We start from the raw sequence: 13,497 nt of genomic DNA, 5'->3' as shown, positions 1-13,497 counted from the left end.
TCGACGAGCGCCAGCGAGGAGAGCACGTGACGGAGACCCGATCGCCCAGCTGGCTGTCGCGGACGCTGCAACGCCTCGCTGCGGACGACCAGACCATCGACGCGCAGGAGCTGCGGGCCGAGTCGGCCAGCGCCGGCTGCGAGCCGCTGGGCTCCTGCCAGAAGGGCGCGGTGGTCACGGTGACCGGCCGGCTGAAGTCGGTGGTCTACACCCCGCGGGAGACCGTGCCGACCCTCGAGGCGGAGCTGTTCGACGGCTCCGGCTCGGTCACGCTGGTCTGGCTGGGGCGCCGTCGCATCCCGGGCATCGAGCCCGGCCGGTCGCTGACGGCCCGTGGCCGGTTCGCCGCCTTCGACGGCAAGCGGGTCATCTACAACCCCTGGTACGAGCTCTGCTCCTGATCGGAGCGACAGCGTGGACAGGGCCCGGGCGCAGACCCCGGCGACGGACGCACCGGGGGAGACGGCGATGAGCGCAGCTGAGGAGCGGGCCGAGCCGCCCGCACCGGCGCCCTCCGGGGACGAGGCGGCGGCGCCGCTCGTCTTCGACCGGCACCTGGTGCTGGATCAGCTCGGCGGCTGGCGGGGCATGGTGGACGCCACCCTGCCGACGATCGCCTTCATCGTGGCCAACTCGCTGGCCGGGCTGCGGATCGGCATCTGGGCGGCGCTGGCCGCGGCCGTGCTCGTCTTCCTGCTCCGCCTGCTGCGCCGCGAGAGCGTGCAGCAGGCGATCAGCGGGCTGTTCGCCGTCGGCATCGCGGTGGCCATCGCCGCTGCCACGGGCGAGGCGCGGGACTTCTACGTGCCGGGCATCATCCGCAACGCCGGTCTCACCGTGGTCCTGCTGGGCTCGGTCGTCCTGCGCCGCCCGCTGGTCGGGGTCATCGCGGAGTTCCTGGCCCCCAGCCACCTCGGGGCGATGGCCTCCCATCGGCACTCGGTACCCGGGTTCCGGGGGCGGGTGGGCCGCGCCCGGGCGGTCCTGGCGCCCAGCGAGCGCGACCCGGAGACCGGCCGCGCCCGTCCCGACCCGGCTCCGGACCGGCCCTGGCGGGAGGACCCCCGGCTGCTCCGGGCGTACGGCTGGCTGACGGTGCTCTGGGCCGCGGTGTTCTTCCTGCGGGCCGCGGTGCAGTTCTACCTCTACCTGGGCAGCGAGAACACCGACGCCACCGACCTCGGTGTGGTGACGCTGATCCTCGGCCTGCCCGTGACCGCGGCCGAGATCGTCGTGACCCTCTGGGTGGTGTCCCGGCTGCACCACCACCGCGCCCAGTAGGCCCCGTCCAGAGGCTCGTCGCGAGCGTGCGAGCGATGAGGAGGACGGGGTCCTTTCTCAGACGGGGCCGCCGCCCTCGGGAGCCAGCACCGCCTTGAGCTGCTCCTCCACCTCGGCATGGGTGACGAACAGCAGCTCGTCGCCGGCCTCCAGCGGCTCGTCGGGGGACGGGGTGATCACCCGCTCGCCGCGGAGGACCGCCGTCAGCACGGTCTCGCGTGGGAGCGGGACCTCGCGCAGCGGCTTGCCGACCCACGGGGTGTCCTCGGCGAGCGTGATCTCGACCAGGTTGGCCGCGCCCTTGCGGAAGCTCATCAACCGGACGACGTCGCCCACGGTGACTGCCTCCTCGACCAGCGCCGCGAGCACGCGGGGGGTGGAGACGGCGACGTCCACGCCCCAGGCCTCGGTGTAGAGCCACTCGTTGCGGGGGTCCTTCACCCGGGCGACCACGCGGTTGACCGCGAACTCGGTCTTCGCCAGCAGCGAGACGACGAGGTTCGCCTTGTCGTCCCCGGTGGCGGCGACCACGACGTCGCAGGTGGCCAGCTGGGCCTCCTCCAGGGAGGAGACCTCGCAGGCGTCGGCCTGGACCCACTCCGCGCCGGGCACCGAGCGGGTGCGCACCTTGCGGCCGTCCTTCTCGATGAGCATCACGGTGTGCCCGTTGCCGAGCAGCTCCCCGGCGATCGACCGGCCCACGGCGCCGGCGCCCACGATGGCGACGCGCATCAGCGCTGCCCTCCCTCGGGTGCCTGCTCCACGACCTCGTGCACGCGGCTGGTGAGCTCGTCGGTCGCGGCGACGACCAGCTGGTCGCCGTCCTGCAGGACGGTGCTCGCGGTGGGCAGCACCGCCTCCCCGAAACGGACCAGCCAGGCCGCGCGGGCGCCGGAGGCGCTCTCCAGGTCGGCGAGCTTCCTGCCGACCCACCCCTCGGTCACCGTGATGCGCATGAGCAGCACCTTGCCGGTGGGCTCCCGCCAGAGCTCGCTGACCTTGACCGACAGGAGTTCCCGGAGCAGCCGGTTGACCGTCCACGGGACGGTCGCGACGCTCGGGATGCCCATGCGCTCGTAGACCTCCGCCCGCTTGGAGTCGTAGATGCGGGCGACCACGTGCTGGACGCCGAAGGTCTCGCGGGCCACCCGGGCGCTGAGGATGTTGGAGTTGTCCCCGCTGCTGACGGCCGCGAAGGCGCCCGCCGTGTCGACGCCGGCGTCCAGCAGGGTCTGCCGGTCGAAGCCCAGGCCGGTGACCTGGCGCCCGGCGAAGTCCGGGCCCAGCCGGCGGAACGCGCCCGGGTCCTGGTCGATCACGGCGACGCTGTGCCCGACCTCCTCCAGGCGGCGGGCGATGGCGGAGCCGACGCGTCCGCAGCCCATCACGACCACGTGCACGACACGACTCCTCCGGGCCCCTCGCGCGAGCGCCGTCCGCCGCGCGTACCGGGCGCGAAGCTACACCCGCGGACGGGCCGCGGTGGGCGCGCGGCGGGTGACGTCCCCCTCCCGGGCGGGGCGCGCCCGGGAGTGGCGGCATCCGGTGCCACTGCGTCCGTACCATCGCCGCCGTGCCTCGCCTGTCCGACCTCGGACACCTCCCGAAACGGCTCGTCCTCGGACGCGCCGTGCGCAGCGACCGCCTGGGCGAGTCGCTGCTCCCCAAGCGCTACGCGCTGCCGATCTTCGCCAGCGACCCGCTGTCCTCCGTGGCCTATGCCACGCAGGAGATCCTCATCGTCCTGACGCTGGCCGGGACGGCCTTCCTGTACCTGGCCCCGTGGCTGGCGGCGACCGTCGTGGTGCTGCTCGTGACCGTGGTCCTCAGCTACCGCCAGGTGGTCCGCGCCTACCCCTCCGGTGGTGGCGACTACGAGGTCGCCATGAAGAACCACGGTCCCGCGGCGGGGCTGGTGGTGGCCAGCGCGCTGCTGGTGGACTACGTGCTGACGGTGGCGGTCTCGGTGTCGGCCGGCACCGACAACGTCATCTCGGCGTTCCCGTCGCTCAACGAGCACCGCGTGCTGATCGCCGTCGCGCTCGTGGGGCTGCTCGCCGCCGCCAACCTCCGCGGCCTGCGCGAGTCCGGCCGGGCCTTCGCCCTGCCGACCTACCTGTTCATCTCGGGCATCCTGGTCATGCTCGTGACCGGGTTCATCCGGTACTTCTTCACGCCCGACGGCCTCGTGGCCGAGAGCTCCGGGTACACGGTCATCCCCGAGCCCGGGTACTCCGACCTCGCCGGCCTGGCGCTGGTGCTGTTCGCCCTCCGGGCCTTCGCGTCCGGGTGCACGGCCCTCACCGGGGTCGAGGCGATCGCCAACGGCGTGCCTGCCTTCCGGCCGCCCAAGAGCAAGAACGCCGCCACCACGCTGGCGCTCATGGGCGGTATCGCCGCGACGATGTTCGCCGGGGTGACGGCGCTGGCCCTGCTCGCCGACGTGAAGTACACCGAGTTCACCTGCGATCTGGTCGGCTTCCAGGGCGACTGCGAGACCGACCCCCAGCGCACCGTCATCGCGCAGCTCGCGGCCGCCGTGTTCGGCGGGGACGGCTCGCTCGGCTTCTACGTCATCCAGGCCGCGACGGCCCTCATCCTGATCCTGGCCGCCAACACCGCCTTCAACGGCTTCCCGCTGCTCGGCTCGGTGCTGGCGCAGGACCGGTACATGCCCCGGCAGCTGCACACCCGCGGCGACAAGCTGGCCTACAGCAACGGGATCCTGCTGCTGGCCGGGTTCGCGGCGCTGCTGATCGTGGCGTTCGACGCGTCGGTGAGCCGGCTGATCCAGCTCTACATCATCGGGGTCTTCACCAGCTTCACCATCGGCCAGTGGGGGATGGTCCGGCACTGGAACCGGGAGATCGGGCTCACCGACGACGGGCCGGAGCGCAGCCGGATGCGCCGGTCGCAGACGATCAACTTCGTCGGCGGGAGCCTGACGTCGGTGGTCCTGGTGATCATCGTCGTCACGAAGTTCACCCACGGGGCCTGGCTGGTGCTGGTGTCCATGCCGCTGCTCATCGTGCTGATGAAGGCGATCAGCAAGCACTACTCGCACGTGGCCGACCAGCTGGCCCCCGACACCGACTCGCGCACCCTGCCCAGCAAGGTGCACGCCGTCGTCCTGGTCTCGAAGGTGCACAAGCCGACGCTCCGGGCGCTGGCGTTCGCCCGGGCCACCCGCCCGGACCAGCTCACGGCGCTGACGGTCAACGTGGACGACGAGGACACCCGGGGGCTGCAGGCCGACTGGGAGCGCTACGACATCCCGGTGCCGCTGACGGTGGTCGAGTCGCCCTACCGCGAGATCACCCGGCCGGTCCTGGACTACGTGAAGGCGATCCGGCGGGAGAGCCCGCGGGAGCTCGTCGTCGTGTTCGTCCCGCAGTACGTCGTCGGGCACTGGTGGGAGAACGTGCTGCACAACCAGAGCGCGCTGCGGTTGCGGGCCCGGCTGCAGTTCCAGCCCGGGGTCATGATCACCACCGTGCCCTGGCAGCTGGAGAGCTCGGTCGGCCGCGACGACGGGGACGCCCGCGGCGCCGGACCGGCGCCGGGCGATCTCCGCCGCGGGTTCACCGAGGACGACGTCGAGAGCACGCCTTATGGCTGAAGGACCACCCTCCCCCCCACACCTCGCAGGCTCGGCGCGGGGCCCTGGAGGGCGGCCGAAGGGCCGGGCTCGGGCGGCTGACAAGGGACTCGGGTGGGGCGGGCGCGAGTTCGAGGTGACCGTGGGCGCAGTCGCGCACGGGGGGCACTGCGTCGCCCGGCACGAGGGGCGGGTGGTGTTCGTCCGGCACGGCCTCCCCGGGGAGCGTGTGGTCGTCCGGGTGACCGAGGACCGCCACCCGGGCTTCTGCCGGGCCGACGCCGTCGAGGTGCTGGAGGCCTCGTCCGCACGCGTCGAGCGGCCCTGCCCCCACAGCGGCCCCGGCCGGTGCGGCGGCTGCGACTGGCAGCACGTCGACCCGGCCGAGCAGCGCCGGCTCAAGGCGGCGGTGGTCCGCGAGCAGCTGTCCCGCCTCGCCGGGCTGGACGTCGACGTTCCCGTCGAGGAGCTGCCCGGGGGACCGTTGCGCTGGCGCTCGCGCGCCCGGTTCGCCGTCGACCGGACGGGCGCGGCCGGGCTGCGCCGGCACCGGTCGCACGACGTCGTCGTCCTCGACGACTGCCCGATCACGGAGGAGTCGGCGGCCGCCGCCGTGCTGCGGCGTCCCTGGCCCGGGGCCGGAGCCGTGGACGTCTCGGTCGACTCCACCGGCGCGGTGACCACCACCCGGCTGGACCGTCGGGGCCGGCCGACGTCGAGCCGGGTCGTGCGGCCCGGCGGCGCCCTGCCCGAGGAGCCGGCGGGGCGCGCGGAGCGGCGGGCCGGTGGCCGCGACTGGGAGGTGGAGGGAACGGGCTTCTGGCAGGTGCACCCCGCCGCCGCCGACGCGCTGGTCGCCGCCGTCTCGGCGTTCGCCGACGTGCGCGCGGGGGAGACGGTGCTCGACCTCTACGCGGGGGCCGGTCTCTTCGGCGGCGCCCTGGCGCCGGCCGTGGGCCCGACGGGGCGGGTCGTCTGCGTGGAGTCCGATCCGGGGGCCTGCGCAGCCGCCGACGCCAATCTCTCCGGGTTCCCGCAGGCGGAGGTCTGGCAGGGCGACGTCGACGCCGAGGGCCTCGCCGGTCTCCTCGCCGACCTGGGCACGGCTCCCGACGTGGTCGTCCTGGACCCGCCCCGGGCCGGTGCGGGGCGAGAGGTGAGCCGGCTGCTGGCCGGTACCGGCGCGCGAGCGGTCGTCTACGTCGCCTGCGATCCGGCGGCCCTCGCCCGGGACCTGGCCGCCGTCACGGGTGAGGGGTACCGGCTGGCCGGCATCCGCGGGTTCGACGCCTTCCCGATGACCGCGCACGTCGAATGCGTGGCGCTGCTCGTCCGCTGATGTTCATGTGACGCGCCGTGCACAGACGTCGTAGGCTGCTCCCATGGCCCGGACCACCGTGATCCTCGGTGCGGCCGCCCTCCTCGCCCTCGGCGGCGTCGCGGCGATCCCGGACGAGGAACCCCGGTACCTCGGCGACATGCCGTCGTCCCTCGAGCAGCCGGTGGCCGAGCGGCCGCCCGCCCCGCGCCCGGACCCCGGGCCGGCGGCCGGTGGTCCGCCACCGGCCCTGCGGGCGCCCTCCCCGGTGGCGCCGGAGGTCCCGGCGGCCGAGGCCGCGCCGGTGCCGGCCGGCCGGGTGCCGGCCCCTGCCGCCGACACCGTCCGCGACGTCCAGGCCGGGACGGCGGCGGGGGACGCCGCCGGAGCGCCGCTGCCCGGTCTCCCTCGGCTGTTCGCGGACGTCATCGACACGCTGGCGGAGGTCACCGACTGCGTGGTCGACGGGATCCTCACCCTGCCCGACGGCGGGCTGCTCGACTGCGTGACCGGTTTGCTGCTCCCCACCGAGCCCCCGGTCGACCCGACGGACCCGCTGGACCCGGTACTGGAGCCCGTCACCCCCTGAGCACGGCGGGGCGCGGCCGGGCGGCGGCACTGTCCGCCCGGCGCCACCGGCTAACGTCTGCGTGTGGCCACGTGGGAATACGCCTCCGTCATCACCGCCAACGACGCCGAGTCCGAGCGCGCCGGCGTCAGCATCAAGCTCCCGGGCGGGCAGTCCGAGCGCCAGCAGGGTGACACCAGCTCCGTCCTCAACCGTCTGGGTGCCGAGGGCTGGGAGCTGGTGAGCTACCACTCCAGCGGTGCCGGGACCTGGGGCTTCGAGCAGTTCTGGCTCAAGCGGCAGTCGGACGGCTGAGCGAGGGACCTCCGGCGACGCGCGAGGGCCGCGCAGGATCGAACGTGCGTTCGATCCATGCGGCACACTGGGCAGGTGCATGACACCGTGCCCCCCGGCTGGCCGGAGGAGGTCCGACCCCCCGGTGCTCCGGACTGGGAGCGCACGGCGGTGACGTGGCTGTACGACCTCGTCCCGCCGGACTACCGGGCGCACGAGGTGCTCCGGCGCTACCCGGTGCTGCTCGCCCGGTTCGCCGCCGACCACGTCGCCGCCGGGCTGGAGGCCGCCCGCACGGGCTGGCGCACGGTCCGCGTCGAGCTCGCCGACCAGTTGCCCGCCGACGCCATCGAGGCGGCCATGACCGCCTACGAGCGCGAGGGTGCCCGGCTGGCGGCCGCGGCCCGCGGCGTCGAGGTGGTGGCCGGGGCGTTGCGCGGCGAACGGTGGGTACCGCGGCTGTAGAGCCGCGTGCGCGTGCAGTGCATCCGGCGACCCCGCTCGACCGGAAGTGCGGGGAAAGCGCGGTTACAGTTGACCGGCGGCCTGCTCCTTCGTCGCCGACCCAGCTGCCGCCGACCGAGAGGACACCGTCGAGCCGTGCCGCTCCTGCGATCGCTCCAGGGCCCCGAAGACGTCCGGGCTCTCCGGGCCGAAGACCTGCCGACCCTGGCGGCCGAGATCCGCGACGCCCTGGTCTCCAGCGTCGCCAAGACCGGCGGGCACCTGGGGCCGAACCTGGGGTGCGTCGAGCTCACGATCGCGCTGCACCGGGTCTTCGACTCCCCGCGCGAGCCGATCGTCTTCGACACCGGGCACCAGGCCTACGTCCACAAGATGCTGACCGGCCGGGTCGAGGGATTCGAGCGGCTGCGCCAGCGCGGTGGCCTGTCGGGGTACCCGAGCCGGGCCGAGAGCGAGCACGACTGGGTGGAGAACAGCCACGCCTCGACGTCGCTGTCCTACGCCGACGGGCTGGCCAAGGCCTTCGCCGTCCGCGGTGACGGGCGGCCCGTGGTCGCCGTCATCGGCGACGGCGCGCTGACCGGCGGCATGGCCTGGGAGGCGCTGAACAACATCGCCGCGGCCCAGGACCGCCCGGTCGTCATCGTGGTGAACGACAACGGCCGGTCCTACTCGCCGACCATCGGCGGCGTCGCCGACGCGCTGGCGACCCTGCGGCTGCGCCCCGGCTACGAGAACGCGCTGCTGCAGGTGCGCCAGGCGCTGCACCGCGCGCCCGTGCTCGGCTCCGCGCTCTACGACGCGCTGCACGCCATCAAGAAGGGCCTCAAGGACGTCCTGTCGCCCCAGGGCATGTTCGAGGACCTCGGCATGAAGTACGTGGGTCCGGTCGACGGGCACGACATCGAGGTGATGGAGTCCGCGCTCCGGCGGGCCCGGTCGTTCGGCGGTCCGGTCATCGTGCACGCCGTCACGACCAAGGGCTTCGGCTACGCCCCGGCCGAGACCGACCAGATCGACGCCTGGCACGCCACCGGGGTCTTCGACCCCGACAGCGGCGCCAGCACGGTGGCCGCCCGCGACTGGACGACGGCCTTCTCCGACGAGCTGGTGCGGATCGGTGCCGAGCGGTCCGACGTCGTGGCGATCACCGCGGCCATGCTGCACCCGACCGGGCTGGCGGCCTTCGCCGAGCGTTTCCCGGACCGGACCTTCGACGTGGGCATCGCCGAGCAGCACGCGCTGACCTCGGCCGCGGGGCTGGCGATGGGCGGGCTGCATCCCGTCGTCGCCGTCTACTCGACCTTCCTGAACCGGGCCTTCGACCAGCTGCTGATGGACGTCGCGCTGCACCGGCAGCCGGTCACCGTCGTCCTCGACCGGGCCGGCGTGACCGGGACCGACGGCGCCTCGCACAACGGCATGTGGGACATGTCGATCCTGTCGGTGGTCCCGGGCCTGCGGCTCGCGGCCCCGCGGGACGAGTCCACGCTCCGGGAGGCGCTGCGCGAGTCGGTCGCCGTGACCGACGGGCCGACGGTGGTGCGGTTCCCCAAGGGCCCGCCGCCGGTGGACATCCCGGCGCTCGAGCGGCGCGGGCCGGTGGACGTCCTGCGCCGTGGGGACCGGGCCGACGTGCTGCTGGTCGCCGTCGGGTCGATGGTGCCGATGTGCCTGGCCGTGGCCGAGCGGGCCGCCGACCAGGGGATCGAGGTGACGGTGGTCGACCCGCGCTGGGTGCTGCCGGTGGCCGATGAACTCGTGGCGCTCGCGTCAGGTTTCCGTCTCGTCGTCACCGTGGAGGACGGCGGCCGCGCCGGGGGAGTCGGCACGACCCTGAGCCAGGCGCTGCAGGACCGGGAGTGCGACGTGCCGGTGCGTGCCGTCGGGCTGCCGCAGCAGTTCTTCGAGCACGGCAGCCGGGGCCAGGTGCTGGCCGAGGCGGGCCTGACCGAGCAGGACGTCGCTCGCCGCATCGCCGAGTGGACCGCGAAGCTGGCCGAGCGCAGCGAGAACCATGTCGTCGAGCCGGTCGACGGGGCGCAGCAGTAGGAGGACCCCGTCCCGCTCACCCTTCGCACGCTGAGGGCGAGCCTCCGGACGGGGCCTGGTGAACGGGCAGACACGGAGGAGGACGTGATGATCGCGGAGATCCAGGTGGCGCCGTCCCCGCCCGGTACGCCGGGGGACCCGCACGCCTACGTGGAGGCGGCCATCGCCGTCATCCAGGCCGCCGGCCTGCGCTACGAGGTGGGCGCCCTCGGGACGACCGTGGAGGGCGAGGACGACGTCGTGTGGGCGACCCTGCGGGCGGCGCACGAGGCGATGCTCGCGGCGGGCGCGCCGGCCGGGCTCTCGCACATCAAGGTCGCCTCGGTGAACCGCACGATGGAGAGCCTCACCAGCAAGTTCCGCTGAGCACCGGGCGGGAGCCGTCCGCCGTCCTCCCGCGCCGTGGAGCGTCCTCCCTCACCGCACACCACGAGGGAGGACGCTCCACGATCAGGTCACCTGATCCCAGCAGGGTCAGGCGGGCAGGGAGGCCACACCCGTCGGCAGGAAGCGCTCGCCGGTGACCTTCTCGGCGACACCGGTCCGGTCCAGGTGGGCGGAGATGCCGCCCAGCCAGAACGGCCAGCCGGCGCCCAGCAGCATGCACAGGTCGATGTCCTGCACCGCCTGCACGACGCCCTCGTCCAGCATCAGCCGGATCTCCTGCGCCAGCGCCTCGACGGCCCGCTCGCGCACCTCGTCCTCGGTGAGCGGGGAGTCGCCGGCGTCGATGCCCTCGAGCTCGGGGTCGACGATGCCCGGCTCGCTGTACACCGACGACTTGCCGAGCTCGACCATCCTCCGCAGGCCCTCGCCGACGGAGAACCGGTCGGGGAACGCCTCGTGCATGCGCTCGGCCACGTGCAGCGCCACCGGCGGCCCGACGAGCGTGAGCAGCTCGAACGGCGTCATCGGCAGACCCAGCGGGTCCAGCGCGCGGTCGGCGACGGCCACCGGGGTGCCCTGCTCCACCGACGCGGTCACCTCGCCGAGGAAGCGGGTGAGCAGCCGGTTGACGACGAACGCCGGGGCGTCCGCGACCAGCACGCACGACTTCTTGAGCGACCTGCCCACGGCGAAGGCGGTGGCCAGGGTGGCGTCGTCGGTCTGCTCGGCGCGCACGACCTCCAGCAGGGGGAGGACGGCGACCGGGTTGAAGAAGTGCAGACCGACCACGCGCTCCGGGTGCTCGAGCTTCGACGCCATCTCGGTCACCGACAGCGCCGAGGTGTTGGTCGCCAGCACACAGGTGTCGGACACCACCGCCTCGACCTCGGCGAACACCTGCTGCTTGACCGACATCTCCTCGAACACGGCCTCGATGACGAGGTCGGCGTCGGCGAAGACGTCCTTGGACAGCGAGCCGGTGACCAGACCCTTGAGCTGGTTGAGCTTGTCCTGGTTCAGCCGGCCGCGCTGCGCCAGCTTGTCCAGCTCGCCGTGCACGTAGGCCACGCCCTTGTCGACGCGGGCCTGGTCGATGTCGGTGAGCACGACGGGCACCTTGAGCTGCCGCACGAGCAGCATCGCCAGCTGCGAGGCCATGAGCCCGGCCCCGACGACGCCGACCTTGCCGACCTTCCGGGCCAGCGACTTGTCGGGTGCGCCGGCCGGGCGCTTCGCCCGCTTGTTCACCAGGTCGAACGAGTAGAGCGAGGCCCGCAGCGGGTCGCTCATCAGCAGGTCGGTGAGCGCGTCGTCCTCGGCGGCCGTGCCGGCCGTGAACGCCTCGCCCTCGACGCCGGCGCGGGCCAGGTCGAGCAGGTCGACGGCCCGGACGGCACCCGGGGAGGCGTTGCGGGTGCGGGCGGCGACGACCTGGCGGGCCCGGGCGATCGCGTCGTCCCAGGCCGAACGGTCCACCTCGGGACGGTCCACGGTCACCGAGCCGTCCAGCACGCCGACGGCCCACTCGAGCGACCGCTCGAGGAAGTCCGCCGGCTCCAGGACGGCGTCGGCGATGCCCAGCTTCGCCGCCTTCGGCGCAGGGGTCATCGTGTTCTGCGCCAGGGCGTTCTCGACGATCACCGTGACGGCGGGGTCGATGCCGATCAGGTTCGGCAGCAGCTGCGTGCCGCCCCAGCCGGGCACCAGCCCGAGGAAGACCTCGGGGAAGGCCACCATCGCCGTCGACGCGAGGGTCCGGTACCGGCAGTGCAGCGCCAGCTCCAGGCCGCCGCCGAGCGCGACGCCGTTGACGAAGGCGAACGTCGGGACCGTCGAGTCCTTCAACCGGCGGAACACCCGGTGCCCGGTCTCGGCGATCTGCCGCGCGGTGGCCGCGTCGGTCACCGAGGGCACACCCGAGAGATCGGCGCCGACGGCGAAGATGAACGGCTTGCCGGTCACGCCGATCGCCACCGGGGCGGGCGAGCGGGCCGCGATCTCGTCGAGGGCGGCGTCCAGCGAGGCCAGCCCGCCGGGGCCGAACGTCGACGGCCGGGTGTGGTCGTGGCCGTTGTCGATCGTGATCAGCGCGAACTCGCCGGAAAGGCCGGGCAGGGCCAGGTAACGGACCTTGGCGGCCGTCACGACCTCGTTCTCGAAGACTGCAGTGGTCACTTGGCGAAACCTTCCCAGTTCGGGTTCTCCCAGATCACGGTGGCGCCCATGCCCAGGCCCACGCACATGGCGGTCAGGCCGTAGCGGACGTCGGGCCGCTCGGCGAACTGCCGCGACAGCTGGGTCATGAGCCGCACGCCGGAGGAGGCCAGCGGGTGGCCGACGGCGATCGCGCCGCCCCAGGGGTTGACCCGCTCGTCGTCGTCGGCGATGCCGAAGTGGTCGAGGAAGGCCAGCACCTGGACGGCGAAGGCCTCGTTCAGCTCGAACAGCCCGATGTCGTCGATCGTGAGCCCGGTGCGGGCCAGCGCGCGCTCGGTGGAGGGCACCGGGCCGATGCCCATGACCTCGGGCTCGACCCCGACGAAGCCGTAGCCGACCAGGCGCATCCCCACGTCCAGGCCGAGTTCCTCCGCGACGTCCTCGGCGGCCAGGAGGCAGCCGGTGGCGCCGTCGTTGAGACCCGCGGCGTTGCCCGCGGTCACGTGCCCGTGCGGGCGGAACGGCGTCTTGAGCGTGCCCAGTCCCTCGAGCGTGGTCTGCGGCCGCGGCGGCTCGTCGACCGTGGCGACGCCCCAGCCGTGCTCGGCCGACCGGGTGGCCATGGTCACCAGCTCCGGCCCGATCTGGCCGTTCGCCACCGCCTTCGCGTACTTCTGCTGGCTGGCCAGGGCGAACGCGTCGGCCCGCTCCTTGGTCAGGTGCGGGAACCGGTCGTGCAGGTTCTCCGCGGTCGAGCCCATGACCAGGGCGGAGGGGTCGACCAGCTTCTCGCTGATGATCCGCGGGTTGGGGTCGACGCCCTCACCCATCGGGTGGTTGCCCATGTGCTCGACCCCGCCGGCGATGGCGACGTCGTAGGCGCCGAAGGCGATGCCGCTGGCGGTGGTGGTCACGGCCGTCATGGCGCCGGCGCACATGCGGTCGATCGAGTAGCCGGGCACGGACTTCGGCAGCCCCGCCAGCAGCGCGGCGGTCCGCCCGAGGGTCAGGCCCTGGTCGCCGATCTGGGTGGTGGCGGCGATGGCCACCTCGTCCACGCGATCGGCGGGCAGCGCCGGGTTGCGGCGCAGCAGCTCGCGGATGACCCGGACGACGAGGTCGTCGGCGCGGGTCTCGGCGTAGATGCCCTTCGGGCCCGCCTTTCCGAAGGGGGTGCGCACGCCGTCGACGAAGACGACCTCGCGCAGCGAGCGTGGAAGCCGCTCAGGAGAAGACACAGGACCTCCGCAGGAGTCGTTGGCGGGCCCGGCAGGGCTCGACAGGAGGTCAAGTTACCCGCCGGTAACCGTCCTGGCCAAGCGCCACGCGACACCCGGACGGGGGGCCGGAGGATCACGGTCCGGCAACAGCGCGGAG

Annotated in this window: 13 protein-coding genes; 9 read left to right on the top strand and 4 right to left on the bottom strand. The window is 73.5% G+C overall.

The features are described 5' to 3' along the window. Window positions 1-26: 26 nt before the first annotated feature. Both BM142_RS16400 and BM142_RS16395 read left to right on the top strand, forming a co-directional pair. A complete protein-coding gene (locus tag BM142_RS16400; protein WP_092201291.1) occupies window positions 27-401 on the top strand; it encodes an OB-fold nucleic acid binding domain-containing protein in 375 nt (124 codons plus the stop codon). A gap of 67 nt (window positions 402-468) precedes the next feature. Next, window positions 469-1,281 (top strand): DUF3159 domain-containing protein, encoded by an 813-nt coding sequence (locus tag BM142_RS16395; protein WP_092201289.1) that lies wholly within the window; start codon window positions 469-471, stop codon window positions 1,279-1,281. A gap of 57 nt (window positions 1,282-1,338) precedes the next feature. Here BM142_RS16395 and BM142_RS16390 read toward each other — a convergent pair whose 3' ends face one another. Next, the gene (locus BM142_RS16390; RefSeq protein WP_092201177.1) at window positions 1,339-2,013 is read right to left on the bottom strand and encodes a potassium channel family protein; all 675 of its coding nucleotides are present in this window, start codon (window positions 2,011-2,013) and stop codon (window positions 1,339-1,341) included. Beyond that, window positions 2,013-2,681 carry a potassium channel family protein gene (locus BM142_RS16385; protein WP_092201175.1) on the bottom strand — a complete coding sequence of 223 codons (669 nt, stop codon included), beginning with the start codon at window positions 2,679-2,681 and terminating at the stop codon, window positions 2,013-2,015. Before BM142_RS16385 ends, BM142_RS16390 begins: the two co-directional genes overlap by 1 nt. 173 nt (window positions 2,682-2,854) lie before the next feature. On the opposite strand from BM142_RS16385, the gene BM142_RS16380 reads away from it, so the two are divergent. The 7 genes from BM142_RS16380 (at window position 2,855) to BM142_RS16350 (ending at window position 9,942) form a co-directional block, all read left to right on the top strand. After that, complete coding sequence (locus BM142_RS16380) at window positions 2,855-4,900, top strand: APC family permease (protein WP_092201173.1); 2,046 nt, start codon at window positions 2,855-2,857, stop codon at window positions 4,898-4,900. Next, window positions 4,893-6,218 carry a class I SAM-dependent RNA methyltransferase gene (locus tag BM142_RS16375; protein ID WP_092201170.1) on the top strand — a complete coding sequence of 442 codons (1,326 nt, stop codon included), beginning with the start codon at window positions 4,893-4,895 and terminating at the stop codon, window positions 6,216-6,218. Before BM142_RS16380 ends, BM142_RS16375 begins: the two co-directional genes overlap by 8 nt. Before the next feature lie 43 nt (window positions 6,219-6,261). Beyond that, window positions 6,262-6,786 (top strand): hypothetical protein, encoded by a 525-nt coding sequence (locus BM142_RS24610; protein WP_092201168.1) that lies wholly within the window; start codon window positions 6,262-6,264, stop codon window positions 6,784-6,786. Window positions 6,787-6,849: 63 nt separating this feature from the next. After that, window positions 6,850-7,080: a DUF4177 domain-containing protein gene (locus BM142_RS16365; RefSeq protein WP_092201166.1), complete on the top strand. Its 231-nt coding sequence runs from the start codon at window positions 6,850-6,852 to the stop codon at window positions 7,078-7,080. Window positions 7,081-7,155: 75 nt separating this feature from the next. Further along, the gene (locus BM142_RS16360; protein WP_217640752.1) at window positions 7,156-7,524 is read left to right on the top strand and encodes a hypothetical protein; all 369 of its coding nucleotides are present in this window, start codon (window positions 7,156-7,158) and stop codon (window positions 7,522-7,524) included. Between the two features lie 135 nt (window positions 7,525-7,659). Continuing rightward, complete coding sequence (gene dxs / locus BM142_RS16355) at window positions 7,660-9,576, top strand: 1-deoxy-D-xylulose-5-phosphate synthase (RefSeq protein ID WP_092201162.1); 1,917 nt, start codon at window positions 7,660-7,662, stop codon at window positions 9,574-9,576. A gap of 87 nt (window positions 9,577-9,663) precedes the next feature. Next, a complete protein-coding gene (locus BM142_RS16350) occupies window positions 9,664-9,942 on the top strand; it encodes a thiamine-binding protein (RefSeq protein ID WP_092201160.1) in 279 nt (92 codons plus the stop codon). Window positions 9,943-10,050: 108 nt separating this feature from the next. Here the strand turns inward: BM142_RS16350 and BM142_RS16345 are convergent, their stop codons facing one another. Then, on the bottom strand, window positions 10,051-12,138 hold the full coding sequence (locus BM142_RS16345) for a 3-hydroxyacyl-CoA dehydrogenase NAD-binding domain-containing protein (protein WP_092201158.1): 2,088 nt from the start codon (window positions 12,136-12,138) through the stop codon (window positions 10,051-10,053). Beyond that, on the bottom strand, window positions 12,135-13,358 hold the full coding sequence (locus BM142_RS16340; protein WP_092201156.1) for a thiolase family protein: 1,224 nt from the start codon (window positions 13,356-13,358) through the stop codon (window positions 12,135-12,137). The genes BM142_RS16345 and BM142_RS16340 overlap by 4 nt, the downstream gene beginning before the upstream one ends. Window positions 13,359-13,497 lie beyond the last annotated feature (139 nt).

This window comes from Blastococcus tunisiensis, from assembly GCF_900112815.1.
GTDB lineage: Bacteria > Actinomycetota > Actinomycetes > Mycobacteriales > Geodermatophilaceae > Blastococcus_B > Blastococcus_B tunisiensis.
Note: the sequence above shows the minus strand (reverse complement) of the source record. Positions and strands in the feature narration are given on the sequence as shown.

Excerpts from the sequence above, each read along its gene's own strand:
- BM142_RS24610 (WP_092201168.1), top strand. The coding sequence starts at position 6,262 with ATGGCCCGGACCACCGTGATCCTCGGTGCGGCCGCCCTCCTCGCCCTC.
- BM142_RS16395 (WP_092201289.1), top strand. The coding sequence starts at position 469 with ATGAGCGCAGCTGAGGAGCGGGCCGAGCCGCCCGCACCGGCGCCCTCC.
- BM142_RS16350 (WP_092201160.1), top strand. The coding sequence starts at position 9,664 with ATGATCGCGGAGATCCAGGTGGCGCCGTCCCCGCCCGGTACGCCGGGG.
- BM142_RS16390 (WP_092201177.1), bottom strand. The coding sequence starts at position 2,013 with ATGCGCGTCGCCATCGTGGGCGCCGGCGCCGTGGGCCGGTCGATCGCC.
- BM142_RS16375 (WP_092201170.1), top strand. The coding sequence starts at position 4,893 with ATGGCTGAAGGACCACCCTCCCCCCCACACCTCGCAGGCTCGGCGCGG.